Annotated in this window: 19 protein-coding genes and 2 tRNA genes; 9 read left to right on the top strand and 12 right to left on the bottom strand. The window is 54.8% G+C overall.

Translation table 11 applies throughout. From position 1 onward, the window contains the following. Positions 1-15: 15 nt before the first annotated feature. Entirely contained in the window at positions 16-708 is a 693-nt protein-coding gene (locus F4555_RS01755; protein WP_004017511.1) for a hypothetical protein, read from the bottom strand. Positions 709-848: 140 nt separating this feature from the next. On the opposite strand from F4555_RS01755, the gene pepN reads away from it, so the two are divergent. After that, complete coding sequence (pepN, locus tag F4555_RS01750) at positions 849-3,419, top strand: aminopeptidase N (protein WP_004012933.1); 2,571 nt, start codon at positions 849-851, stop codon at positions 3,417-3,419. Positions 3,420-3,484: 65 nt separating this feature from the next. Here the strand turns inward: pepN and F4555_RS01745 are convergent, their stop codons facing one another. The 4 genes from F4555_RS01745 to F4555_RS01730 all read right to left on the bottom strand — a co-directional run bounded on the left by F4555_RS01745 (position 3,485) and on the right by F4555_RS01730 (position 10,458). Next, positions 3,485-5,527 carry a PTS glucose transporter subunit IIBC gene (locus F4555_RS01745; RefSeq protein ID WP_036369170.1) on the bottom strand — a complete coding sequence of 681 codons (2,043 nt, stop codon included), beginning with the start codon at positions 5,525-5,527 and terminating at the stop codon, positions 3,485-3,487. Between the two features lie 187 nt (positions 5,528-5,714). Next, positions 5,715-7,889: a 4-alpha-glucanotransferase gene (malQ, locus tag F4555_RS01740; protein ID WP_036369167.1), complete on the bottom strand. Its 2,175-nt coding sequence runs from the start codon at positions 7,887-7,889 to the stop codon at positions 5,715-5,717. A 245-nt stretch (positions 7,890-8,134) separates the two neighbouring features. Next, a complete protein-coding gene (ettA, locus tag F4555_RS01735) occupies positions 8,135-9,817 on the bottom strand; it encodes an energy-dependent translational throttle protein EttA (protein WP_004012937.1) in 1,683 nt (560 codons plus the stop codon). Positions 9,818-9,918: 101 nt separating this feature from the next. Further along, a complete protein-coding gene (locus F4555_RS01730; protein ID WP_004012938.1) occupies positions 9,919-10,458 on the bottom strand; it encodes a single-stranded DNA-binding protein in 540 nt (179 codons plus the stop codon). Between the two features lie 196 nt (positions 10,459-10,654). Between F4555_RS01730 and F4555_RS01725 the strand changes: the two genes are divergently transcribed. The 5 genes from F4555_RS01725 to F4555_RS01705 all read left to right on the top strand — a co-directional run bounded on the left by F4555_RS01725 (position 10,655) and on the right by F4555_RS01705 (position 14,894). After that, positions 10,655-10,727, top strand: a tRNA-Arg gene (locus F4555_RS01725). Between the two features lie 22 nt (positions 10,728-10,749). Beyond that, on the top strand, positions 10,750-11,949 hold the full coding sequence (locus tag F4555_RS01720; protein WP_004014829.1) for an ROK family transcriptional regulator: 1,200 nt from the start codon (positions 10,750-10,752) through the stop codon (positions 11,947-11,949). A gap of 145 nt (positions 11,950-12,094) precedes the next feature. Further along, positions 12,095-12,712: an oligoribonuclease gene (gene orn / locus F4555_RS01715; RefSeq protein ID WP_170315182.1), complete on the top strand. Its 618-nt coding sequence runs from the start codon at positions 12,095-12,097 to the stop codon at positions 12,710-12,712. Between the two features lie 140 nt (positions 12,713-12,852). Further along, positions 12,853-12,927, top strand: a tRNA-His gene (locus F4555_RS01710). Between the two features lie 701 nt (positions 12,928-13,628). Then, the gene (locus F4555_RS01705; protein ID WP_115325520.1) at positions 13,629-14,894 is read left to right on the top strand and encodes an alpha/beta fold hydrolase; all 1,266 of its coding nucleotides are present in this window, start codon (positions 13,629-13,631) and stop codon (positions 14,892-14,894) included. A 543-nt stretch (positions 14,895-15,437) separates the two neighbouring features. On the opposite strand, the gene purT is transcribed toward F4555_RS01705, so the two are convergent. The 5 genes from purT to F4555_RS01680 form a co-directional block, all read right to left on the bottom strand. After that, entirely contained in the window at positions 15,438-16,787 is a 1,350-nt protein-coding gene (purT, locus tag F4555_RS01700) for a formate-dependent phosphoribosylglycinamide formyltransferase (protein WP_115325521.1), read from the bottom strand. Positions 16,788-16,827: 40 nt separating this feature from the next. Beyond that, positions 16,828-18,693, bottom strand: coding sequence for an N-6 DNA methylase (locus F4555_RS01695; RefSeq protein ID WP_115325522.1), 1,866 nt, complete (start codon positions 18,691-18,693; stop codon positions 16,828-16,830). 137 nt (positions 18,694-18,830) lie between these two features. Beyond that, complete coding sequence (locus tag F4555_RS01690; protein ID WP_115325523.1) at positions 18,831-19,595, bottom strand: ABC transporter permease; 765 nt, start codon at positions 19,593-19,595, stop codon at positions 18,831-18,833. Positions 19,596-19,607: 12 nt separating this feature from the next. Then, positions 19,608-20,342 carry an ABC transporter permease gene (locus F4555_RS01685; RefSeq protein ID WP_004014824.1) on the bottom strand — a complete coding sequence of 245 codons (735 nt, stop codon included), beginning with the start codon at positions 20,340-20,342 and terminating at the stop codon, positions 19,608-19,610. Beyond that, positions 20,339-21,103: an ABC transporter ATP-binding protein gene (locus tag F4555_RS01680; RefSeq protein ID WP_004012947.1), complete on the bottom strand. Its 765-nt coding sequence runs from the start codon at positions 21,101-21,103 to the stop codon at positions 20,339-20,341. Before F4555_RS01680 ends, F4555_RS01685 begins: the two co-directional genes overlap by 4 nt. 177 nt (positions 21,104-21,280) lie before the next feature. Here F4555_RS01680 and F4555_RS01675 point away from each other — a divergent pair, with 177 nt between their 5' ends. Both F4555_RS01675 and F4555_RS01670 read left to right on the top strand, forming a co-directional pair. Continuing rightward, positions 21,281-21,997, top strand: coding sequence for a response regulator transcription factor (locus tag F4555_RS01675; protein ID WP_004012948.1), 717 nt, complete (start codon positions 21,281-21,283; stop codon positions 21,995-21,997). A gap of 1 nt (position 21,998) precedes the next feature. Continuing rightward, positions 21,999-23,381, top strand: coding sequence for a sensor histidine kinase (locus tag F4555_RS01670; RefSeq protein ID WP_004014822.1), 1,383 nt, complete (start codon positions 21,999-22,001; stop codon positions 23,379-23,381). Between the two features lie 30 nt (positions 23,382-23,411). Here the strand turns inward: F4555_RS01670 and F4555_RS11020 are convergent, their stop codons facing one another. Then, positions 23,412-23,708 carry a hypothetical protein gene (locus F4555_RS11020; RefSeq protein WP_255312805.1) on the bottom strand — a complete coding sequence of 99 codons (297 nt, stop codon included), beginning with the start codon at positions 23,706-23,708 and terminating at the stop codon, positions 23,412-23,414. Between the two features lie 798 nt (positions 23,709-24,506). Between F4555_RS11020 and F4555_RS01660 the strand changes: the two genes are divergently transcribed. Then, positions 24,507-24,863, top strand: coding sequence for an SdpI family protein (locus F4555_RS01660; protein WP_255312806.1), 357 nt, complete (start codon positions 24,507-24,509; stop codon positions 24,861-24,863). A gap of 19 nt (positions 24,864-24,882) precedes the next feature. Here F4555_RS01660 and F4555_RS01655 read toward each other — a convergent pair whose 3' ends face one another. Continuing rightward, positions 24,883-25,470 carry an AlbA family DNA-binding domain-containing protein gene (locus tag F4555_RS01655; protein ID WP_115325525.1) on the bottom strand — a complete coding sequence of 196 codons (588 nt, stop codon included), beginning with the start codon at positions 25,468-25,470 and terminating at the stop codon, positions 24,883-24,885. Positions 25,471-25,702 lie beyond the last annotated feature (232 nt).

Genomic DNA, 25,702 nt, shown 5'->3' with positions numbered 1-25,702 from the left:
GACCCACCAACACACTCACTTTTGCGGCTCGTTCCAAGTCCAGGTCTGTAAAACCGCTTCGACAATGGGCTGATAGGTGTCCAAGGCATAATTCGGCACATCTTGCTTTAAAGCATAGGCATGATTATTGCCCGACACCATCGTCATAAACGCAGTCATCTCGACCTCGTGATAGGTGTAGTACCACTTCATAGCCAGCACGTTCAACCCCTCGACCTTAATGGGAGTCAACACCGTGAAATCCTTGAAATCCTTATAGATTGTGTCCTGTTTCAAGGTGCTCTTCACAAGTTCCGGGTCGGAAGTCACCTTAGCGTGGTCAATCACCAACACCGGAATATACCCGTGTATCGCCTGCGCAGAAGGCAACGAGAGAATCACCTGAGCATCGGGGAGCTTCTCGCCACCTGCAGCCTCGTAGGCATCGAGGTAACTGCCGGGTATTTTCACCCGGAAAGCCCCGTCTTTAGCGTTAACCCAGCCCTTTGGAGCCGGCGCGGCCTTAACCGCCTGATTCCATTGGGACTGTTGCTTGGGCGGTTCCTCTCTGCAGGCCGACAGGGACACCGCCGCCAAAGCAACCACCAAAAGCCCCCGCAACAGCACACCCCAAGGACTTCGCCGAAGGCGGGGACGAGGCCGCCCGGAATGCAGTGCCTCGGAGCGGCACAGCGACCCGACTAGACGGATTGGGGTGAAAAACGTCATCTGGAAGCCTCCTTATTGATAACTCCAGTTTAGTGAATTAATGAGCCTGTCTGGCCGCGTTTTTACCTAACCCGCTGAGACGTGCAAAATATAGACAAGATGTTTTAATTTCATAAATCTTAGAGTCGATAGGAGTAAGCATGCCAGGACAGAACCTTACGCGCGAAGAAGCCATGACCCGTTCCTCGCTGGTCAGCGATGCCCATTACCGCGTAGACCTCGATTTAACCCAAGGCGACCAGACTTTCCGATCCATCACAGAGATTGATTTTTCTGCCAGTCCGGGCTCTGCTACCTTTATCGATTTGATAGCCCAGCAGGTTCACGAAATTACTTTGAATGATACGGCGCTGGATTTAGCGGCCTACGCTGATTCCCGCATTGCTTTAGAGGGCTTGCAGGAACACAACACCTTGCGTGTGGTCGCGGATTGTGTCTATATGCACACCGGTGAAGGTATGCACCGTTTCACCGACCCGGCCGACAATAAATCCTATGTGTACACCCAGTTCGAAGTACCTGATGCCCGCCGGGTCTATACCGTGTTTGAGCAACCCGACCTCAAGGCCGATTTTACCTTCACCGTAACCACGCCGACGGATTGGAAAGTGTTTTCCAACTCGCCCTCCCCCGAACCCGAGATTACGGGTGACGGCACGGCGGCGATACACCGCTTCACCCCCACCGAAAAGATTTCTTCGTACCTGACTGCTATTGTGGCCGGCCCCTACGAAGGACACACTGGCAGCCTGGTCAGCTCCGATGGCCGCGAAATTCCCCTGGGGGTATATTGCCGCGCCTCAATGGTCAAACACCTAGATGCCGAGGAAATCATGAACATTACCCGGGCGGGTTTCGCGTTTTACGAACGGGCTTTCGAACATCCCTATCCTTTCCGTAAATACGACCAGATTTTCGTGCCCGAATACAATGCCGGAGCGATGGAAAACGCCGGTTGCGTCACCTTCCGCGACGAATATGTCTTCCGTTCCCGCCCGGTACAAACCCGGGTAGAACGCCGCGTAGAAACTATTTTGCATGAACTGGCACACATGTGGTTCGGTGACTTGGTGACCATGAAATGGTGGAATGACCTGTGGCTAAACGAGTCTTTTGCCGAATTTGTGTCCACCAAAGCCACTGCGGAAGCCACCAAGTGGACTGATATCTGGACGACTTTCTCTGCCTCAGAAAAAGCCTGGGCTTATAACCAAGACCAGCTGCCTTCCACCCACCCGGTAGTCGCACCCATCAATGACCTCGAAGATGTCCAGGTTAACTTCGACGGGATTACTTACGCGAAAGGGGCGTGCGTACTGTCCCAACTGGTTACCTATGTGGGCTGGGAAAACTTCCGGCGGGGCATCAGCCGTTACCTAGCTAAACACGAGTGGAGCAACGCCACTTTGGCGGATTTACTCGCGGAGCTAGAGGAAGCTTCCGGCAAGGACTTGCGAGCCTGGTCAAAGGCCTGGCTGGAGGAAGCCGGGATTACCTGGTTGAAACCCGAGGTCACACGGGGTCAAGACGGGCTGATTGAGCAGTTACGCGTCACCCAAGAAATTTTCACCCCCGGGGCAACACTGCGTCCCCAACGCATGGTGGTGCGAGCCTATAACCTGGAGCAACGCGAGGATAAACGCGTGTTTATACCCGAGCATTTCGAGGAATTTGACTTGGAAGGAGCCGGGATTGACCTGCCCAGTTTTGCCGGCCAACGCGCCGACGTGTTGCTGGTCAACGACCAAGACCTGGCCTATGGCAAGGTACGTTTAGATTCGGCTTCGCTAGAATTGGCCTGTCAACACATTGACTGTTTCGAGAATTCCCTGGCGCGCTCTCAGGTATTAGCGGTGTTGTGGGACATGGTTCGCGACGGCGAAATTTCAGCACGTCAATACGTGAAAGTTGCGTTGCAAGCCCTGTTGGTGGAAACGAACTCCACGGTGATGTCCGTGATGCTGCGCAACCTCAACACCGCAGTCGAACACTACATTCACCCTTCGAAACGCCCCGAGGTAGCGGTCAATATCAGCGCGGCTTTGCGCCGACTCTCGCGATTCGCCCAGGCCGAGTCCGATGCCCAGCTACAGCTGGTGCGGGCAGCAGCACGGCGGGCAGAATCCCCCGAAGATATCCAAGCCGCCCACGACTTGTTCACCGGCAAGGAAACCCTCACCGGCTTGGTGTTGGATGCCGAAATGCGCTGGAATTTATTGATTTCTTTAGCTGCGGCCGGAAAAGTCAGTGTGGTTGACATCAACGAGGAACTCAAAAACGACGATACGGTTAACGGGCGCGAAAGAGTTTTGGAAGCCAAGGCGGCGTTGCCGCAAACCGGCGAGAAATCAGCGGCATTCGAGTTGGCCTACGCCGATTCGGCTTTGACTAACGACCAGTTGGGCGGTCTGATTGCTGGGTTTAACCGCGCCAAAAACCCCCAGATTTTGGCTCCCTATGCCCCGCGTTACTTTGATACCTTGGTTGATACTTACACCAAATGCACCCACGAGATTGGCGAGTTACTGATTGTGGGACTCTATCCCCTGGGTCTGGTTGGTTTTGAGGAAACCGGGGTGGATGTGTTGCAGTTGACCGCCGATTGGCTGGCGACTCATGAAAACGCTCCCGCCGCGCTGGTACGGATGATGAAGGAAAACCAAGCCGTCGCCGAGCGTATCGCCCGCGCTCAAGCCTGCGATTTGGGCTAGGACGAACCGATTTCCGTGATACAACGCGGGCGGTGGCGGCGGTGCCATTAAAGCGCGGTTGGCTTTTAGGGCACCGGACGGTTGTGTCGGCTTGAGGCAGGCTTTCCCCTGTCGCTGGCGCCGCTTGCGCCATTTGCACCACTTGCGCCGCTGAAGTTCGAGTCGCGTCCGACTGCGCCCGCTTCCCGAGGCGCCACCCCTTCCCAGGCGCTACCGGAACGGGAGCGCGCCGGGAAATATCGCCCGTCTACCGGATAGGTACCCACGGGATAAGAGCCGCGACCCGACGCATCCGGATAGTATCGACCGCCAGCCATTGGGTACCCGCCTTGGGGCGGATACCCTTCAGGCGGGTAAGCCCCGGCTGAAGGGTATCCGGGCATGTTGTAAGCCGCGCCCTCGTATCCCTCGTATCGCTCGTATCCTGCGGCGGGATATCCCGTCGCGCTAGCATTGCCCGGAGTCGCCACGGGCGCAGTTGGAGCCGGAGGACGCGAAACGGCAATGCTGTCAGCTGGGTTTGGGGCGACGCTTTCGGTGGGTTTTGCGCCACCAGGTTCTGGTTTTGCAGCGGCGGGGGCGGCGGGGGTGCTAGCGTTGCGTACGGCCTTGGTGGCGTTGCCCGCCGCGTTGGGCTCGGATTCATGAGGCGCCATTTTAGGAGCGGCCGTTTTGACGGGGGCGGGCGGATTCTTTTTCTCGGTTGCGTCCGAGGTAGCCTCGCCAAAGGCCGCATCCGGTTTCTTGTCCGGTTTGGGAATACCCATAAATGGTTTAGTGATATAGGGAACCCCAAACCCAGGAAATAACAGTGTCTTACCGCGCCGCCGCACCGCAAGCAGACCGAAAATCAGGTATACGGCTGCGAAAAACACTCCCAGAATCAGCAAAATCAGCATTCCACTACCGGTTTGGCTCCAACGCAACAAGTCGACCACTCCCGGGCCACCGGTCCATCCAATGGTAACCATGAAAACAGCGGTAACTGCGTAGCTAACCGCCGCCGCCACCATATGCGCCACCAGCAAACCGGGAGCCGCAAAAGCCAGCAGGTAAATTCCAACTTTATCGGCTCCGGTTAGGAAAGTTGAGATAACCACCAGCAGGTACAAGATTCGCCAATACTGGCGGGTTTCCCCTTTAAGCTGCAGCCAAATCACCAAGAATAGGGTGGTCAGACCGAAACAAACTACCGGATATCCTCCCGCTAGGAACAAAGCCTGTTGTCCCTCGAGGGGATGCGCCCCGTAGATGAAGCAGTTATACGAGCCTTTAATCGTGTCCCCGCTGGGAGCCTGGCAGGAACCATAAGTCTTGAAAGGCGCAATGTCCAACAGGCTACTCCATCCGGTAACCTCCGCGATGGGGTGTAGGAAAGCATAGAGAGCGGCGGCCACTGGCTCGGGGGCATTAAGAATAGCGGAACCAATTCCGACTGCTACTACCAGGTAGAGAATCTGGAAAAATACCCCCATCAGAATCCCTAAAATCACCCCAGCTGTGGCAGCAATCACAATCACCAGGGGAATCCCACTTACCATGCGCGCCCAGATAGTGACCCGTCGGAAACGAAACATAGACCAGGAAATTGCGGTAATGAAACCGATAAGGACGCCTCCGAAAACACCCAGGTCAATCTCAGTAACAGCCCCCGCCGAAGCTCCCGCCAAATACTGGGACAGGGCGGTGGTGGCACCGGCATACCCAGACCAGGCCGCTAAAACGGCCAAGGCCACCCCGGAGTTAGGTCGTTTTGCGGCCGCGAAAGCCAGTATGAAAGCCACTATCAGTGGATAGTTTGACTCCATAGAATTACCAACATGATAGAGAATATCGGCAATAGACAGGATAGAGTTCAGGCTCTTGCCCAGCCCTTGATCACCCAGGATATCGGCTTGTCCCAATCTCTTGGTCAACACCGCGACGCATAGAATCAAAAGCGAAACGAAAAAGTATTCCAAAAAGCGCCGATACCAGCCCGCAGCCACGTAGGTGCCGAAGAATCCCCTCCGTTTCACCTTGGTTGCGGGTCTTTTTGGGCGGGTCTCAGGTTCGGGACGCACCGCATCGGTTGTCTTTTTGGATGGCACGTCATCGCTTCCTTCCACTTGGCTAAACTATTCAAAATTCCTTCTAGATGTCTAAGCTATATTTTGCCTCAAAAAACACGCATTACCGAAACTTTCAGCTGCTATACAGGCAACACTCAGGTATGGGTGCGACTCGGAACACTTTTCAAGTCGCACCCACACCTTTGCGGTACGGAAGTTCTTTTGCCACCTACCCCTAAGGGGTTTACCCACGGTGTCTGCCGCTTGGCAGGTCTTTCCGCAAGGCTTCCCTGACGCACTGGCAAATCTCGTTTACACCCACGTAATATTCGAGTTCTTCGATTTTCAGCGGGTGCCCCTGGGAATCCGCCAGGGGAATCCGCCAGTTCGGGTATTCATTATTGGTGCCGGGCTGATTTTGCATCCTGATGTCACCCACGGCGTCAACTAATGAAATCACATTCAACTTAGCGGGAGATGCACAGATGAAACGATGCAGACCAAGAATCAGCTCCCATTCCGTCGGTGTCTGGCTTTCAACTAATCCCAAGTCGTACAACACCCGAGTGACACTCGCGATATCCGCCGCCAAATCCCGCTTAGCTTCCTCGAGTGAAACAGGCAGAATCCCCAATTTGTCTTGTACTTCCAGATGATAGGCACGCAGATATCCCAGTGTCGGGGGCAAATCATGAGTGTTTACGGCAGCCATACACATCTCGCGGTACTGGTCGGGTTGGCGGAAAGTATTATCCGGGTTCTTTTCAAACCACAACACCGAAGTACCAAAGATTCCTCGGGAAACCATGTAATCTCGCACCCAGTCCTCGACGGTTCCCAAGTCCTCGCCGATAAGAATCGCCCCGGCACGAGTGGCTTCCAGCAGCAGAATCCCGACCGTTGCTTCGTGGTTGTAGCGTACGTAGGTGCCCTCATTCGGCTTCGCTCCCTGTGGTATCCACCACAGCCGCAACAACCCCATCAGATGGTCGATACGCAAAGCCCCACAGTCACGCAAAGCCGAGCGAATAATACCGCGCAGTGGTTCCCAGCCGTGGCGCTGCATGTAACGAGGGTTGAGCGGAGGCTGCGACCAATCCTGTCCCAGTTGGTTGTACATATCGGGGGGTGCCCCCACCGACATGCTTGTCACATAAGCTTCCGGCAAAGTCCAGGATGCCGCCCCGCAACGATGCACCCCCACCGCCAGGTCATTCATGATTCCAATCTGCATTCCTGACTGTTTCGCGACACTTTGCGCCTCGCGAAGTTGAGTGCGCGTCACCCACTGTAGCCAGCAGTGGAATTCCACGTCCTCGGCGAGTTCAAGGCGTAACTGCGGGATGCGCGCAGAGTGAATGTCTTTGAGATCGTCGGGCCAAGGTGCGGGGCCAAAATGATCGTAAATCGCACACCACAAAGCAAAGTCTTGCAGGATTTGTCCGCTTTCCGTCTTGAAATCCTGGAAGGCTTGCTCGCGAACTGAGGAGCGTGGAACTCTATAAATCAGCTCTAAGGACTTCCGTTTCGCCCTCCAGGAACGGTCGCGGTCAATTTGTTTCTCGCGGTCGGTAACTCCGATATCATTAGTGGCTTGCGCGAAAGCAACCTTGGACTTCGCCATGTCTTCTTGCCCTAATTCATGATATTCAGGGATATTTTCGGGGCGAATATAAAGCGGATTGAGGAAGCGGCGTGACACCGGCAGATACGGCGAAGGCGATATTGGCGGATTCGGTTCGCTGGCGTGCAGCGGATTCGTCAACAAGAAATCTGCCCCGAACTTACCGAAAGTTCGAACCAGGCTGGACAAATCCTCGAAATCACCGGTTCCCCACGATTCACGTGAAGTCACCGAATACAGCTGAGCCATCACCCCCCACGCACGCCTGTCCTTCAGTACATCGGAGGTCAGACAATCGGGAACCACCGCAATTTCCGCGCTGAATTCCCCTTCAACTGTACGGGCTTTAATGGTGTGATATCCCAAAGGGGTGTTTGCAGGCAGCCAGAAAGTAGCCTCCCCGATACGTCGATCGCCGTAATCGCGAGGGTTGACCCACTTATCAGTTTGCTGCAAAGGAATAATGTCGCCAGATTCGGTTTCTAAGTGAACTTCCAGCTGGGTGCCATCGGGAATATGCACCGGGATATCGGCTCCGGTAGACTGGCGCACTACCCACCCCTGAGGCAGTACCGCGAGCCAGTAATCCTTGTCGAAGCTCTCGAAGGCTCGGTCAATATCAGCTGGTTCGTATATGGGGTAGCCCAAAGCGTCAAGAACCTTTAGCAAAGTGAGCTGGTTGACCTGGTGATACTGTCCCGAGAAATCCCACCAATCCGTGTCCACCCCCAAGTGCCTCGCCAACTCTTGGATTTGCGGAAAGTAGCCCTCTATGTATTGTTTTGTTTCGCTCACCGTTAACGGCCCTCTGTTTGTCTTTCTAGTTTGTGTCCCCAAAATCGCGTCACTGACTGAGTAAAATCCGGGAACACCTTTGGTCGGTTTTACTGATGACATTATAACTAGCTGTTTTGGATTTTAGCAACGGTTCGGCACTGTCAAATTAGCTTTAATTTCAGGAAAACCTCAGCTCGCACCGGTTAGGTCTGGGACAATTCCAGTCCCAGACCTAACCGGATTTAGGCGCAAAGCTTACACGCTTAGTCGCGGGTGAGTTTGCGGTAGGTAACCCGGTGGGGACGAGCAGCTTCCTCGCCCAATCGCTGTACTTTATTGGCTTCGTAACCTTCGAAGTTGCCTTCGTACCAGTACCATTGCGCTGGGTTTTCCACACTACCTTCATAGGCCAGAATATGGGTCGCCACCCGATCCAGGAACCACCGGTCGTGGGTGATTACCACAGCGCAACCTGGGAACTGTAGGAGAGCGTTTTCTAAGCTCCCCAAGGTTTCCACGTCCAAATCATTGGTCGGTTCGTCGAGCAGCAACAGGTTCCCGCCCTCTTTCAGAGTCAAGGCCAGGTTTAAGCGGTTGCGTTCCCCCCCAGAGAGCACTCCGGCGGGTTTCTGTTGGTCGGCACCCTTGAATCCGAAGGCGGAAACATAGGCGCGAGAAGGCAGCTGTACTTTACCGACTTCGATATAGTCAGCCCCATCGGAAACCACTTCCCACAAAGTTTTGTTCGGATCTATACCGGCTCGATTTTGATCAACATAGGAAATCTTGACGGTCTCACCAATTTTCAGCTCGCCGTCGTCAAGTTCTTCCAGCCCCACAATGGTTTTGAACAAGGTGGTTTTCCCCACCCCGTTCGGGCCGATAATCCCCACAATTCCGTTACGCGGCAAACTAAACGAGAGATTGTCAATCAACACGCGATCCCCAAAGCCTTTCCGCAAGTTCTTGGCCTCGATAACCGTGGTTCCCAAACGCGGCCCAGGAGGAATCTGAATCTCGTCAAAATCGAGTTTACGAGTTTTCTCTGCTTCGGCAGCCATAGCTTCGTAGGCGGCCAAACGTGCCTTTGACTTGGCCTGGCGCCCTTTAGCCGAAGACCGTACCCATTCCAGTTCATCTTTCAGGCGTTTGGCCAGTTTCGCATCCTTGCGCCCCTGTACTTCCAGACGTTCTTGTTTCTTTTGCAGGTAAGTAGAATAGTTACCCTCGTAGGGATAGAGATGCCCCCGATCTACTTCGGCAATCCAGCTCGCCACATGGTCAAGGAAGTAGCGATCGTGGGTAATGGCGATAACCGCCCCGGGATACTGCTTGAGGTGTTGTTCTAGCCACAACACCGACTCGGCATCAAGGTGGTTGGTTGGCTCATCCAAGAGCAACAAGTCCGGGGCTTGCAGCAGGAGCTTACACAGCGCCACCCTACGTCGTTCCCCACCGGAAAGATTCTTGACCTCAGCATCAGGAGGCGGACAACGCAGTGCGTCCATGGCTTGCTCTAATTGATTGTCAAGATCCCAGGCATTAGCAGCATCGATTTCCTCTTGAAGCTTACCCATTTCTTCCATCAGGGCATCAAAGTCTGCATCAGGTTCAGACATCAAGGTAGAGATTTCGTTGAAACGGTCGAGTTTCGCCTTGATTTCCCCCACGCCTTCCTCGACATTACCTAAAACATCTTTATCTTCGTTCAAAGGTGGTTCTTGAAGCAGAATCCCCACAGAGAACCCGGGGCTAAGCACGGCTTCGCCGTTACTTGGCTCGTCGAGTCCCGCCATGATTTTCAGGATTGTGGACTTGCCAGCACCGTTGGGACCAACCATGCCAATTTTTGCCCCCGGCAGAAACGCCATGGTGACATCATCGAGAATCAACTTGTCGCCGACTTTCTTGCGGGCTTTGACCATCTGATAGATGTACTCAGACATACCTTTCCTTCTGAACTAGGACGGAATGCACCGTAATTGACCCCCTCAGCGAAAGCATTGGGGCTGGGGCAAGGCCGCCCCACACCCCAATGCTATCTGATTTAGAATGGTGCTTCGCTCGTACCCGCCTGGACGAGAGAGGACTCTTCTACTTCGTTGATTTCGTCAACTAGCTCGTCGGGCACCTCAGTTGCCTCGCTTGAGTCTAAATTCGTAGTTTGTTCTGGCTCTACGTCGAACCCTGATTTTTCAGTGACTTTGTTTGCTCCGGCATGTCTCACATTCACAGTCGAAGTGTGCACCAAATCAATACCGATATGCGTCAAGTGCAAGGCAATGTCCGCACGTTCGCTAACTACACCGGTGCTTTGGTCGGTGTGCTCATAGGAACCAACTACCAAGCGTCCCTGTGCCACCACCGGGTCGCCTTTACGCAGCGACTGGGCAATATTCACGGCGAAATTTCCCCAGGCCTTGCAGTTAAACCAAGTGGTTTCGCTATCTTTCCATTTTCCTTCCTGGTCTCGGTAACTGCTGGAAGTGGCTAGGCTAAACCGAACCCACTGAGTTCCGGAAGCCCCCTGGCGAATTATCGGGTTGTTGCCCAGGCGACCACTGACAGTCAAATTCATCGAGCTCATAATTGTTTCTCCTTTCGGCGCGTCTAGCGCCACATAACTTACTGATCCCTTGTGGCATCGGCTTCAGTTTTCCGCGATTTTGCAGCCCTAACAAGAAAAAAATTCCACCCCTGTGGAAAAGCGGGTTTTCCACAGGGGCTTAAATCGCGAAAATGCGTTAGCATAGACGAGTTAACGGTTTTAATCGACCCGTTTAGCCTCCGTAGCTCAATGGATAGAGCAACGGCCTTCTAATCCGTGGGTTGCAGGTTCGAGTCCTGTCGGGGGCACTTGGATGTTAAAATAAGTCCTGTGACCACAGAAACATTCACCGGCCCCGGCTCACCGTCGTCACTGCGGATGGCGAACCAAAAGCGTGTCCTCGCAGCAATAATCGACGCAGGGGGAATCTCGCAAGCCGAAATTTCACGACGCACCGGACTGGCACCCGCCACCGTGTCCAATATTGTACGCCAGCTGATTGATGCCGGTATCCTGCATCTAGCCGAAACAGCTTCGGGGCGACGGGGAAATACCATTGCCTTCGCCCCAGATATCGGCTATGCCATGGGAGTTTCGATAGAGCGCGAACTGGTACGAGTCGGCATTGTCACCTTAGATCACACCATTGTTGATTCTCAAGCACTACAGCTGCCGCCAGGGTTTTCCACCGCTTTAGGCCAAGAAAAAGCTGTCGAGATGTTCGATTCGATGATGGAGGCACACGGACTAAAGAACTCCCAGATTGTGGCCGGTTGTGTGGTGGTGGCCAATGCCGTGCGGGCGGACGGAACCCTGTCACATTTCATCGCGATGATTCCTGGATGGAACGATGTCAACCTGGAAAAACAAGCCCAAGCCATTTCACCCTTCCCGATTTTGACTGAAAACGACGCAAATGCCGGAGCCATGGCGGAACACATGTGGGGCGTGGCGCAAGATGTAGCTGATTTTATCTATGTCGAGGCTTCCTATGGTATTGGTGCCGGCATCATGAGCGAAGGCCGCATTTTACACGGCAGTGGCGGAATCGCCGGGGAAATTGGGCATCTACCGGTTCCCGGGTATAACAATTTGTGCAAATGTGGCGGAACTGGATGCCTAGAGTCCGTAGCGTCTTTGTCCTCGATTATTGCCTCGCTGCAAGATATAGGATTGCAAGTAGACACCTTGGAGGATTTGTATAAGCTGCTCGAAAACGGCGATATCCGTGCAATCCGCCAACTACGCAAAGCGGCTAGCGCGATGGGCTACATTTTGGCTCAGATTTGCAATATTCTAAATCCCCAGATGATTGTTATCGGCGGGGCATTGTCTCACGCCGGGGAGCTCTATCTGAACCAGGTGCGGGAAACCATCAATGATGTAGCCCTGCCGGATTCGGCCTCCGACATGGAGCTACGCCTCAGCACCCTGGGATCTTCCGGACCATTACGCGGGGCGATGGCCAAAGCGGTGAGTTTGGCTAATCTGGACGCGATTTTACAGAAATTTCTTGCCGACGAAGTTTAAAGTCATCGCCTAGGGGTTTTCGGACACGCCACAGGAATCTCTCCACAATAGTATCGGGGTCGGTTCACCCACCCGGATGCACTCCTAGCGCCGGTCTGACTAAACTGGTAGTGTCAAAACCAAGAATGGAAAGATAGTGAGAGAAATGACTAAAGCGCTTACTGATGCTCTGGTGTGGGTGGACTGCGAGATGACTGGGCTAGATTTGGCCACCGATGAACTGATTGAGATTGGCGTGATTGTGACTGATTTCAACCTGAATCCCCTTGATACGGGGATTGATTTGCTGATTAAGCCAAGTCAGACCGCCTTGGATAATATGGGGGATTTCGTGCGAGAAATGCACACTAAGTCGGGACTATTGGACGAGTTAGACCACGGTTTACCTGTAACAGAGGCCGCCCGCCAGGTGTTGGAGTACGTCCAACGTTTCGTACCAGAGGCCGGTAAAGCTCCCTTGGCCGGGAATTCGGTGGGTACGGATAAGACATTTTTGAAAAAGCAGATGCCGGATTTCGTGGACTGGTTGCACTACCGCATTGTGGACGTGTCGTCTATCAAGGAGCTGGCCGCGCGTTGGTTCCCCAAGGTTTACGGGATTGCTCCGGAAAAGTTTGGCAATCACCGCGCCCTGGGTGATATCCAAGACTCTATTAACGAGTTGCGTTATTATCGGGCGACTTTGTTCCCCTCTGACGAAGAACCGTCTTCCGAGGAACTGCAGGCCATCGCCGCAAAGATTAGCGAAACCTCGCCGTTTTAGTTCGGTTACGTCTGGTGGGGTTCACGAGGTGCCATCTTGAAATCCGAGGCGTTTCGCTGTGAGCTGCCCGATTAGTTTTTCGCGACTTTGGTCTGGCCGGTAAATCCTGTAAAATGGTCAAGTTGCGTTTCGACGCAATGGTGGCTGTAGTTCAGCGGTAGAGCACCTGATTGTGGTTCAGGATGTCGCGAGTTCGAATCTCGTCAGCCACCCCAATGTTGGTCAAGGCATGCGCCTTGACCAACAAGTTTTTTACGGAGTCGGCGTAGCCGACGAGCCACGGACAGAAACCGCGTCGCCAGCTAGCTGGCGTAAGCGGGGTTCTGGAAGTGGCGGAGCGAACGAAGTTCGCGCCGTAAAAAACTTGTCCCCCAGGCATATGCCGCTTCGACGAAGGGGTACGCAAGGCGAGCGAAGCGAGACCTTGCAAGTACCCCGATAAAAAACATGCTCGACCACGGACAGAAACCGCGTCGCCAGCTGGCTGGCGTAAGCGGGGTTCTGGAAGTGGCGGAGCGAACGAAGTTCGCGCCGTAAAAAACTTGTCCCCCAGGCATATGCCGCTTCGACGAAGGGGTACGCAAGGCGAGCGAAGCGAGACCTTGCAAGTACCCCGATAAAAAACATGCTCGACCACGGACAGAAACCGCGTCGCCAGCTGGCTGGCGTAAGCGGGGTTCTGGAAGTGGCGGAGCGAACGAAGTTCGCACCGTAAAAAACTTGTCCCCCAGGCATATGCCGCTTCGACGAAGGGGTACGCAAGGCGAGCGAAGCGAGACCTTGCAAGTACCCCGATAAAAAACATGCTCGACCACGGACAGAAACCGAGCTAAAAACCGAGCAAAGCGAGTCCTTGCAAGTACCCGATAGTAGCCGCAACCCACAGCCCGCCAATCCAGGGACTAAAATTAAATCCATGACTGAAGAAACAAAATACCTACCCGGCTTGAAACTGCGCGAGATTACCCTCAAAGTCCCCTTGAATCACCTTGAACCCGAAGGCCGCCAAATCGACATTTTCGCCCGCGTGGCGACTCGTGAAGACGGCGAAAAGAAACCTTACCTGGTGTTCTTCCAAGGCGGGCCGGGCAGCGAAGACCCGCGTCCCTCGCTTTATCCCGATACCAACCCGAACTGGCTGGAGCGCGTCCTACAGGACTACCAGGTTGTCCTGCTCGACCAGCGTGGTACGGGTCGATCCACTCCAGTCTATGCCACGACCGACCGGGGGGCACTAGCTGGACTCGACCCGCAAGACCAGGCGGAATACCTCAGTCATCTGCGTGCCGATGAAATTGTCAACGATGCCGAAGCCGTGCGCCAATACCTGGGCGTGCAACAGTGGGTGTCCCTGGGACAGTCTTTCGGCGGCTTCACCACGCTGCGTTATCTCTCGACACATCCCGAGTCTCTCGCCGGAGCGATTATCACCGGGGGACTCACGGCGGTGGGACACCCTATCGAGGATATTTACGCCGCGACCTGGCAGATTATGCTGGAAAAAACGGAGGCGTATTACCGCCAGTTCCCAGGCGACCGCAAGAAAGTCGCGCGGGTGGCGCAACTGTGCGCCGCAGGCAAGCTGCGTTTGCCTTCGGGTGAGGCGCTTTCGCTCGCTAGGTGGCGCAATATCGGGTCACGTCTAGGGGCACAAGGTGGCGATTTGTGGCTGCATAATTTGCTCGATCATGAGGCGCTATCCGCAGTTTTCAGCCATGATCTAGCCGACGCCCTGCCTTTCACGGGGCGAAACCCGATTTATTCGGTGCTGCATGAATCGTGCTATGCCGATGGGGTTTCGACGCGCTGGGCGGCACAACGCACCATGCCCGCAGCGGTTCGCGACGACCCGACCCGGTTTGCCGGCGAACATATCAGCCACGCGATTTTTACAGAAGACCGCGAACTCGCCAATCTGGCTGCGGCCGCTGATATCCTGGCCACTCATGAATGGCCAAAGTTGTACCAACCCGAAAAGCTCAAGGCCGCCCAGGTTCCGGTAGCGGCTGTGGCTTATTTCCACGACGCCTTTGTGCCCCTGGAGTATTCCCTGGAAACCGCCGCGTTGCTGCCCCAGTGCCGCTTGTGGGTGACCTCGGAGTACGAACACAATGGTTTGCGCCGCGACACCCGCGTTATCGACCGGCTGATTAAACTGCTCCAAGGGAAAATAACCCAGTAGGCGCTTGTAGTTACCCGGAATGACAAATGTACAGGTGAAAATGAGTGAGTCCTGTACGCAATCATCAGTTCAGAGATATATTATAAACACTTTACGCACGAGTAAGACTCAATTCGTATATAATATCCGGCATTTCATACACTACGGTATAGAAAAGATAACTCATCTCAAGATAATCCCATTTACAGATACGTCCATGTAGTCGCTACTTCCTGTTGCCGACTGGGGTAGGCGGAAACTTAGCGGTATCAATTTTGAATGAGGGAAAGGATATCTGCGATATCCGTTGCGGATCGTACCCAAAATCAGCAGAGAGCGACCGGAAAAACTCTCTAAAATCGTCCACCGTAGAAAAACGCCCAATAGACACGCTTCGCCTGGTGATAGTTGCGGACACACTTTTAAATTCTCACCAATTCTCAATAACATAATCCCAGGTCAAAGGCTTATCTCGATATCGAGATATCCGAAATTCCCCAAAGCGCGTCCGCAACATGTGAGAAATCTCACATTCAGGTCTACGTAGCAATCCCAACTAGCACCTCATGACCCGGAGACAGCGATTTGGGAGGCGACTTCGCGGGCAACGGTACGGGCTTGGTTCGTGTCCACGCCGGTAGCTAGTGCCACCCCCATGCGTCGACCCGGGTGTGCCTCAGGTTTGCCAAAAATTCGCAATTCGATGTCTGCTGGGGAGAAATCCCGCGATTCAACGCCGGGATTTGCAGCCGAAGCATCAGATGCGTCCATGGTGTCAGCAGCCACAGCATTGTCCGTATGCGGGTTGGCGACAGCCAGGGCTCGGGCGATGCCGGCGTAGCGGGGTGCCGAAGAATCCCGGTCGGCTTTGATTGGCACCGAGGCTCCAGCGGCTACCCCGGGTCGCATCCGCGTATCTACCGGCAGGCCGAGAATCGCCCGGACGTGCAGGTCAAACTCGTTTTGCGCCTGGGTAATCATAGTGACCATTCCGGTGTCATGCGGGCGCGGGGAGAGTTCCGAAAAGAATACCTCCTCGCCCTTGACAAATAGCTCTACCCCGAAGAGCCCCAACATTGGGTTCGCCGCGTCGGCGGATTCATGAGGGGCTTGCCGGGTTTCGGCCGCGAGGGCATCGAGGACTTTTTGGGCAATATTCTGGGATTTGACGAGTACCGCCGGGGGCATAGCCACCGATTGCCAGGATTCCGCATAGTCCCCCGCTTCCTGGCGGTGTCCGATAGGCGCGCAAAAACTGGTGTACACCCGTTCGGGATTAGCCGAATCCAAGTGGCGCACGGCCAACAGGGTTATCTCGTAGTCGAAAGCGATTTCACCCTCCACAATGACCCGGCCGGTTTCCGCGCGCGCCCCGGCGAAGGCCACTTCCCAGGCACCACGCAGTTCCTCGGGTCGTGTCACGCGGCTTTGCCCATGGCCTGACGATGACATAGTGGGCTTGACGAAACAGGGAAAACCGACCGTATTCGCGCCCGCAACTAATGAATCGTAGGAATCCGCGAAAGCGTAAGGCGAGGTCGGCACCCCCGCGACCTCGGCGGCAACCCGGCGAATCCCCTGACGGTCGAAAGTGAGCTGAACCACCCTGGCCGAGGGCGCCACCCGCACGCCCGCTGCAGCGGCCGCCACCAGCGGCTCGGGGGCAAGTTTCTCGACCTCCGGCACCACCAAATCCGGCTTGACCTCGGCAATCAGCGCTGCGAGCTTCGTCGCATCCGCCATATCCAACACCCGCGACTCGGAGGCAACTTGCATGGCCGGCGCTCCGGCGTAGGAATCGCAGGCCACGACCGGACACCCCAGGCGTTGCAAGGAAATCGTCAACTCCTTGCCCAGTTCCCCGGAACCAAGCAAAAGAACCTTCACGGGCAGAGTCAAGGGGAAAACGCTCATGAACCCAGTCTACCGCTCGCTTATGTGCCCATAACCAGAATTACAGCAAATCGGTCATATCCTCGGTGTAGAGCAGGCTGAAATCGGGGATGACGGAGTGGGCAGGGAGAGCAGCTGCGTCGGCGGCAACTGGGTGGGCTGCGGTGGCGACGGGTGTGAAGACCAGGGTGTTCAGACGTTCGACCAGCGCGGGGGGTCGTTTGACGTTTTCGTTGATTTTCCCGGCATTCAGCTTAGTGACCAGATGCTGGGTTTCGGTGTCTTCCAGAACACGTGCGGCTTGCCGGACTTCCGGGCTTAGCGGGGATTCCACCGGGATGGGGGTACCGAGCAGCACCCGACGCGGCAGCGTGACCCCGCCATCCAACGCCCGCCACCACAAATACGGCAGCGAGGAATTCAGCACCACGGCTGCCCGGTCGCGACTCACCGCATCCGGAAAATACAACTTTACCTTCGAGCCGCGCTGCAAATCCCGGTACACCGCCGAAATATAGTATCGTGGCGTAGTCGCCACCGTGAGCGCATACGGGGTTTCCCCCGAGGCCAGCAAATCCCGCAAAGTAGTCTTGACCAGGGATAGCTCATGCCACAAGGGACGTAAGTCCGCCGGCAGTTTCACCCACTCCCCCGTCGGTCCCTTTTCCCGGGGTACCAACAGCTCGGGGGCAAGTTCAAAAATCCGAGGGCGGTTGGCGCTTTTCCACCGCAAAATCGGGGTAATCGACCACTCGCGCTGCCCTGGGCTACACACGGTTATCGCGGCGCGCACAAAGTTTGTGCTCGACGTGTTACTGGAGCCGAATTTATAGCCCCTAAACAAGGTATCCGGCACATTATCGAACACAAACACCCGCCCGCCCGGTTGTTCACGCTCCAGGATGCCACGCAAGACCGCGAATTTCGGGACACACAGATAGGACGCAGGAGTTACCGCGATAAAACCTCGACTGGTTTTAGCGATTTTTTCCAAGAAATACGCGAAATATTCCCGGCTCGCGGCGCATTCCAGCCCGGGGGATTCTTTCGCGCGCGCATACGGGGGGTTGACGATGACGAATTCATGAGGCGCCAGCCCAGATTTTGAGAGAAAATCACGATTGGAGGCCTTCGCCCACAATTGGGCTAGCCCCTCATGATCCCCGCCAGACAAGAAATCTGCCCCCAACAAGGCCACCGCAGAACGCAAAGCGGTTTCGTCCACGTCGATAAGCACCAGGTTTTCACGCACAAAGCGCGCCGGATTACTCTGGGCGGCCACCAGATGCCAGGCCAGATTCCCCACTCCGCAACAGGGGTCGAGCCAAGTCCCAGCAGGAAAATCGCGGGATTGCGCCGCCATAAACGCCGCCGCATCGTCCGGGGTGAAAAACTGCCCCGCGCTACGGCGGCGGCGGCTATCCAAGGTCGCCAACAAAGCCTCGTAACACACCGCAATTTCCCCGATGCTCAAGTCTTCCAGCGGGTTCGTGTCGGCTCCCGATACCTCGCTTCCCAGAGGTTCAGCACCCGACACCTTGTCTCCCAAGGACTTGGCTCCCAGCGATTTGGCACCTAGCTGCGCTGCTCCCGGGGGGGTGACACCGATATCCAACGGCTCGCCCCCTGGAGGTTCGTCTCCCAACGGTTCAGCGTCTAGCGAGCCGATATCCCGCGGCTCAGTCCCCAACATTCTTGCTCCTTGCGGCTCGAGTCCGTGCGGCTCAATCCCCAAGATTTCAAGCAAATCACTGGCTAAATCTGGGCGCTGCCGGGTTGTCCGCGCCGCCACCGCGCGCAGCCAGTTTCGTCGCGTCTGGGTCTTGGTGGGTGCTTGCAACCGGGCGATAACCCGGGTAACTGCCGTGGGGGAAAATCGCCTTTCACCCGTACCGATACCTGTACCGACATCCTCCCTTGCTACCAAGCACGACCTCCCCCAGCAAAATTTTAGCTGCCAGCTATTTTTAGCATATACCAGGCTAAATCCATTTGCGGCCTCAATAATTCTCACTCCAAGAGTGCGCCATAAATTTATGCCAGCACCTCGTGAAAAGGCCGAGCCTAGCGCATCTCTTTTTTCCCGAAACATACCGTAGAAAGGTATAGCGCGACGAGACCGAGTCCGGTGGCACAAGGCAGAAAAGGGAATAAGTCAAGAGACGAGACTCTCACATTGTTTTGATAATCCGCCATCGCCGTAGCTATCAAATAGCCACCGTAGCAATAGGGGTAGAAAATCCACAGCGGCGTATTCGCCACCAGGATTCCCGGGATTACCAACAACAGGTTGATGCCGATACTCAACACCGGGCGGTTGAACACCACGGCTATCAGCCACATAAGAGCCACACTGGGAATCATCGCGAAAAACAACCCCGTGCATTTGCCCAGTAGGTAGGCCACGGGAATCGCCTGGGACACCCCCGCCGCGTGGGCGGTAACCAAGCCCGCCACCAGGAATACCACCAGATAGATTAGCATCTCGAGGAACAAGAAAGACAGCACTACCACGAATTTAGCCAGATTCAGCTGGCGGCGACTCACGGGCAGGGCGAGCATTTTCAGAATCCCGTTGTGTGCCGATTCACGTGCCGCTATCAAGACACACACCACAATCATGGAGAACGGCAGTAAATAATAGGCGTACAGCAGACAGCTTTGAATAAACATCGCTGCCCAAGCGTCCTTGTATTCCGGGGTCAAGTACATACGCAGGCTGGAAACACCGGAGATAATTACCACCACGGGGGCAATAAATATCAGTGGAATAATGAAAGACCTTTTTACTTTCATAAATTCAATTGCGAGTAAAGACGTAAAACGCACAACTAGCTCCTTTCATTCATAGGCTTTGTATTGGGATAGCACCAGCCCGAGGCCGCCAAACAAGACGGTTTCCACAATCGCGATGGCAATTACCAGCGGATTTGGCACGGCCGTAGTAGTTATAGCCGGTTGAAAAACTGCCACAAAAGGATGCCCCAGCCAAATGGGAGATTTAGCGGTGGCCAGGGCGATGCCGCTGAGGAAGCCGGCTACGCCCACCCCGAGCGGCACCCATATATTGGTAAAACGCGAGGCCACCAGCAGCATCAGCGACACAATTGGCAGGGTCGCCAGGAAAGTGTAGGCCGCAAAAGCCACCAGCGCCGCCACGTCGAAGGCTCCGGACGGCAGGTAACGTAGGCCCACCAACGCGATAGCGGCGTATTGAATCACCCACGCCGCCAGCAAACCGGCGGCGATAATGACGAATTTCCACAGGAAAATCTGTCCGCCGGCCAGGGGTAACACGCACAGTTTTCGAATCGCATTGCCGCTAAACTCCAGGTAATAGGCCAGGCAGGCGGCCACCACGATGCCGAAAATATTAAGCACGCACAGCACCCCGTAGAGTTGGGTCAACAGCACATCCATGGGCGCCAACGGTAAAGCCAGAAGTTGACTCCCGCGCAGCCCGAAAAGCAACGCCGCATAGCCCGCACCCAGCCAACCGACCACCAGCAGTGCCGTCAACAAACCGGTGCGCCGCTGCTTGTACAGTTCCACGCCCAACGCCTTCATACCCTTCATAGCAGTGCCCTTTCCCGGTGGGTCGCATTGTCGTTTTCAATCATGGCCAGGAAGGTGTCCTCGAGACTGCTCTCGGCTAGCCCCTCATGAACTGCGAGCCCGCGCAGCGCTTCCAGGCTCCCCTCAAAGAGCATTCGCCCGTGGTTCAAAATCCCGATATCTTGAGCCATCAGCTCGACCTCCGCGAGTAAATGCGAGGTGATTAGCACGGTGCAGTCGTAGCGGCTTGGCAGCGAGGTCACCAGATTGCGTATCTCGTGAATACCAGCCGGGTCGAGCCCATTGGTCGGCTCGTCCAGAAACAGGATCGGTGGTTTTCCCAGCATTGCCCCCGCGAGTCCCAGGCGCTGTTTCATGCCCAGGGAATATTTCCGCGCCAAGCGCCCGCCGAACTCGCGCAATCCCACCAGTTCCAGAGCCTCATCCACGCTGGAGCGCGGCAGATCTAAAATACGCCTGATGATTTCAAGGTTTTCCCGTCCGGTCAGATTCGCGTAAAACGACGGTGATTCAATAAACGAACCGATAGAGCGCAAAATCTCTATCCGGTCTGCGGGAAAGTGTTTCCCGGCAATCTCGAAACTGCCGCTGGTGGGTTTGGTCAACCCCAGCAACATCTTCATGGTGGTTGATTTACCCGCCCCATTTGGCCCCAGAAACCCGTAAATACTTCCCGGACGAATATGCAAACTCACGTCACTAACGGCAGTGAAGTCCCGGTAAATCTTGGTCAGATGATTGGTTTTCACGATGTAATCCATGACTGTTCCTTTCTGTCGAATCCAAGTTAGCGCGCTGACCTGGCGGGAAAATGGCGTGGGGATGGCGCAAAAATGACTTTTAGCTGACTTTTAGCTGACATGGCGGCTAGCGGCACGTCGCGTCTCGCGGGGGTGGTACGGTAGGTGGCGTTGTCGAATTCATGAGGAGCCAGCCCCGTGTTACCGCAAAGTTTTAAAGACCGCCGTATCCTGATCGTGGATGACGAGCCAGATATTCTTGAACTGGTGCGCACTACCTTGGAAAACGAGGGTTACACCCAGGTGGAAACGGCGAGCAGTGCCCGCGCTGCGGGACAGATTCTGCGCACCACGAAACCAGAGGCGGCAATCTTGGATGTGATGCTGCCCGATGGGAATGGCTTTGTGCTTTGTGACGAAATCCGTAAAACCCGCGATATTCCAGTGATTTTTTTGACTGCACGGGACGAACCCACCGACAAATTCCAGGGTCTGGGAATGGGCGCGGATGACTATATCACGAAGCCTTTTTATCCCGAGGAACTGGCATTGCGCCTGGCGGCGGTACTGCGCCGGTGCTATCCAGAGGACGTGGCGGAAAGCAATCGCGTGGAAATCGCAGCTGGCACTATTGACTTCGATTGTGCCGTGATGATACGCAGCGACGGTGGGGAGATTGCGTTGACCGCCAAGGAATGCACCTTGTTGCAAGCTTTGTGTCAGAATGCCGGGCGAATCGTGACCACCGATAGACTCTGTATAGCCGGGTGGGGCGAGAACTATTTCGGATACGAGACTTCACTGTTGTCTCATATTCGCCGCATTCGCGAGAAAATCGAGGCCAACCCGTCCGCGCCAGTGACCCTGCTGACCGCGCGCGGACTGGGGTACAAACTGTTGGTAAAGGAAACCTAAGATGGCACCATTTCACCAAATTCTGCGCCGTTTCGCGCTCGGTTTCCTGATTACCCTAACGGCTTTAGTGGCTACCAGTGTGACCCTTTATGCAGTCTATATGCACATCATAGTAAACCGTCTGCTCGAGCCTGCGGTGCCAAGCGTGCTGGCTCAGACCGCCGACTCCCTTAAATTAAAAGGGGGTGAATATGAGCTGGCACCCGCTGCCCGCCAGCAGCTCATGAAAGCCGCAGCCTGGGCGATGCTACTCGACAAACAGAGCGGGGAAGTCACTTGGCGCTACCACGTCCCTCCCGAGATTCACACGCACTACACCCTGACGGATGTAGCGAAGTTTTCGCGCGGCTACCTGCAAGATTACCCGGTTTTTACCTGGGAGCACCCCGGGGGGCTGCTGGTGGTGGGCTATCCCCGGGATAGCTTTGCTAAGCAACTTTCGAACTACATTCCCACAGCCGCCTACCAAAGTTTGATACCGTTTTGGGCGGTATTGATACCAGCTAATCTAACGGTATTGTTCCTGTTGTATTTCGGGGCGCAAAAACGCCTGGGACGAGCCGTGACTCCGCTGGTAGCGGGGATTGGGGAGCTCTCGCGGGGGCAAACTGTGCAGCTCGCGGAGCGCGCACCTTTTTCCACCTTGGCGCAAGAGATTAACACAGTTTCCGCCGCGCTCCAGAAACGCGACACGGCGCGAGCAAATTGGATTGCCGGGGTTTCCCACGATATTCGCACTCCCCTGTCAGTGATTATCGGATCCGCCGCCACCCTCGAGAAAACCACAGAAAACCCCGAAGTGGCCCAGAAAGCTCGCCAGATTATGGCGCATGGGGAGCGGATTAAAAACTTAGTCAATGACTTGAATTTGGCCTCGCGTTTGGATTACGAAATGCAGCCGCTGCGCCTGGAGTCGGTGCCGGTAGCACCCCTGTTGCGCTCGATTGCGGCGGATTTCTTGGATCGGGGTTATGACGGCCTGTATGACATTGCGTGCGAGATTGACTTTGCCAGTGATATTTGTGTCACCGGGGATGCCTCCTTGTTGCAAAGAGCGGTGGAGAATCTGGTCACTAATGCGATTGTGCACAACCCGCAAGGATGTCAGATACGCTTGGAAGCCCGGATGGCACCTCATGAAATCATCATCACCATAACCGATAACGGCACCGGGGTGAGCGCTGAGAAACTGCGCCAGCTGGAAACTCGGCCACATTACTGGCACTGTGATACGCCAACCGAACAACCTCAGCATGGGCTCGGGTTGCTGCTGGTGAATCAAATCATTGCTGCCCACCACGCCACCATGCGTCTGTCTGGCCGCGAGGGTGGCGGTTTCGCCGTCGAACTGCACCTATCGCCATCCGCCCCGCCGCCTTCATGAGGTTTGCGTACCAGAGTCTAGGGATTTTGCTTAAAACCCGAGTTTTTCCCGTCGGCGCGTTTGTCCCGAATCCGTTACGTTTTCATGAGGTGCCAGCCCAGATTTTGAGAGAAAATCACGATTGGAGGCCTTCGCCCACAATTGGTCTAGCCCCTCATGATCCCCGCCAGACAAGAAATCTGCCCCCAACAAGGCCACCGCAGAACGCAAAGCGGTTTCGTCCACGTCGATAAGCACCAGGTTTTCACGCACAAAGCGCGCCGGATTACTCTGGGCGGCCACCAGATGCCAGGCCAGATTCCCCACCCCGCAACATGGGTTAGCCATGTCCCGGCGGGGAAATCCCGAGATGGTGCCGCCATAAACGCCGCCGCATCGTCCGGGGTGAAAAACTGCCCCGCGCTACGGCGGCGGCGGCTATCCAAGGTCGCCAACAAAGCCTCGTAACACACCGCGATTTCCTCAATACTCAGGTTCCCCAAGGGGTTCGCCTCGTTTCCTCGCAACTCAATCCCCAAAATTTTCACCAGTTCGGCGGCTAAATCTGGGCGCTGCCGGGTTGTCCGCGCAGCCACCGCGCGCAGCCAGTTTCGTCGCGTCTGGGTCTTGGTGGGTGCTTGTAACCGAGTGAAAACCCGGGTAACCGCCGGGGGAAAACCGCCTGTCATCTGGACTGACGTCTGTGCCGATACCGTCCACTGTGACCAAGCGCAACCTCCCCTGGGCGAAATTTTGCTATAAGCTATTTTTATCAAACATCGTCAACCCAGTACCGCAGAATGCGGACTCTAAATTCAAGTTCGGCATTCATATGGGGGTACCTGTAATTATGGCGTTAACGCCGGTGAACACCCCCTAGAAACCAGCGGAAAAATGAGAGACAGTTGGGCGACTTGCATCGTCCTCACCTCGCCAAAATTATCCTTGAATCTCACCTACACACGATGGATTTGAAGGCTACAATTGACCAGAAACCACGTAGAATCAGCGATTGACTGGAAACTCCGGCAAGTCCCTAACAGCGGCATCTTCCGACACGCCGAGAACTTGCATTTGAGATGGATGTGGTGTAAACTTAAAATTAAGTATCAGTGTCGATAATTTTCTTGAAGGAAGATGAGAACCATGTTAGCTGTCCTGGGATTCGTCGGTCTGACGATAGTGGCTCTGGTGTTTTTTGTAGAGTACATGAAGGCCAGAAACCGGACGCTGCCCCTGAATCACGCTGTTGGACTGAGAACCAAAGCAATCATGCGTAATGAAAGCACTTGGGCGGAAACTCACCGACGTTACGCGCCTATCTTTTTAATTGATGGCTTGCTATTTCTTTTTGGAGGGTTGTATTTAGGAGCATCCGTTGTATTTACAAAGCTGAGTGATAGCGCGAATTACGTTGTTCTCGCAGCTTGTTGCCTGGTTGTTTTGGTAAATATTTCTATTGGTCTCAAGGCAACGCATTTCGCGCGTGGTCTTAACGAGTAAGGTGGGATAAAAAAGAGTGTTAATGAAAATGTCCTAAAGTTAATTTCTCTGCGTGAAGAAGTTTTGCGGACAGATGAAACAAAGAGAGCCTTCGAAAACAGCCCGAGGCTTTGGCAACCACCGACATATCAAACCCGACGTTAGGCTGCTGATTTTCCAAAAAACGGTCAATCTCGTAGCTAGTCATCTGGTGATTTCCATCGCCGATACCTATGTACGAGCCGTTTACTCGCCCAGATTTCCGCACATAACAGGGCTTTTCACTGTTGGAAAGTTCTGGGATATTTGCTATTAAAACCTGATTACCCTCGTAAAGCATAATATGAACATCCGCCGCTACCGCAGGTTGAACCGCCTTCCTGACAATTTGGGAGACCCCATCTTGGAGAACTTTAATATCCAAGTCAGGAACCGAAGTGAAGTCTTTTTCCGTTATCCCTAAAATAATGGTTCCACCCGAGGTATTCGCAAAGGCAGAAACTGTTTCCGCCAGAGAGCTAGGCAAACCGCCCTTGGCTGTTTTCAGCTCATACTCCGCGCAATCCGTACGAGCCAGACGCATCTTCGCAACGGCTTGTTCCAGTTCTGTGTCATTCGTAATCGTCACGAGCAGGACTTCTTACCACTCATACACGTTAAGCTACCTAGGAATTTACCTAGGTAGATTCCTAAGTAGCCTTCCTAGGTTACCTTCCAGACAACACTTTTACCATACCAGAGTATTGCAGGTAAAATACGCCATACATCGCCACAGTTTACATCAGGTCCAATAATCTTACCTAGGTAACCTAGGAGGCTATTCCTAGGTTACCTAGGTAGTTCCCGGAGTTTGTTCCCAG

The sequence above is a fragment of the Mobiluncus mulieris genome (genome assembly GCF_014204735.1).
Taxonomy (GTDB): Bacteria; Actinomycetota; Actinomycetes; order Actinomycetales; family Actinomycetaceae; genus Mobiluncus; species Mobiluncus mulieris.
Note: the sequence above shows the minus strand (reverse complement) of the source record. Positions and strands in the feature narration are given on the sequence as shown.

Bases quoted from the DNA above. Each gene is read 5' to 3' on its own strand.
- F4555_RS01730 (WP_004012938.1), bottom strand. From the start codon at position 10,458: ATGAGCTCGATGAATTTGACTGTCAGTGGTCGCCTGGGCAACAACCCG.
- F4555_RS11020 (WP_255312805.1), bottom strand. From the start codon at position 23,708: ATGGCTAACCCATGTTGCGGGGTGGGGAATCTGGCCTGGCATCTGGTG.
- F4555_RS01705 (WP_115325520.1), top strand. From the start codon at position 13,629: ATGACTGAAGAAACAAAATACCTACCCGGCTTGAAACTGCGCGAGATT.
- F4555_RS01670 (WP_004014822.1), top strand. From the start codon at position 21,999: ATGGCACCATTTCACCAAATTCTGCGCCGTTTCGCGCTCGGTTTCCTG.
- pepN (WP_004012933.1), top strand. From the start codon at position 849: ATGCCAGGACAGAACCTTACGCGCGAAGAAGCCATGACCCGTTCCTCG.
- F4555_RS01685 (WP_004014824.1), bottom strand. From the start codon at position 20,342: ATGAAGGGTATGAAGGCGTTGGGCGTGGAACTGTACAAGCAGCGGCGC.
- ettA (WP_004012937.1), bottom strand. From the start codon at position 9,817: ATGTCTGAGTACATCTATCAGATGGTCAAAGCCCGCAAGAAAGTCGGC.
- F4555_RS01755 (WP_004017511.1), bottom strand. From the start codon at position 708: ATGACGTTTTTCACCCCAATCCGTCTAGTCGGGTCGCTGTGCCGCTCC.
- orn (WP_170315182.1), top strand. From the start codon at position 12,095: ATGACTAAAGCGCTTACTGATGCTCTGGTGTGGGTGGACTGCGAGATG.
- purT (WP_115325521.1), bottom strand. From the start codon at position 16,787: ATGAGCGTTTTCCCCTTGACTCTGCCCGTGAAGGTTCTTTTGCTTGGT.
- F4555_RS01660 (WP_255312806.1), top strand. From the start codon at position 24,507: ATGTTAGCTGTCCTGGGATTCGTCGGTCTGACGATAGTGGCTCTGGTG.
- F4555_RS01680 (WP_004012947.1), bottom strand. From the start codon at position 21,103: ATGGATTACATCGTGAAAACCAATCATCTGACCAAGATTTACCGGGAC.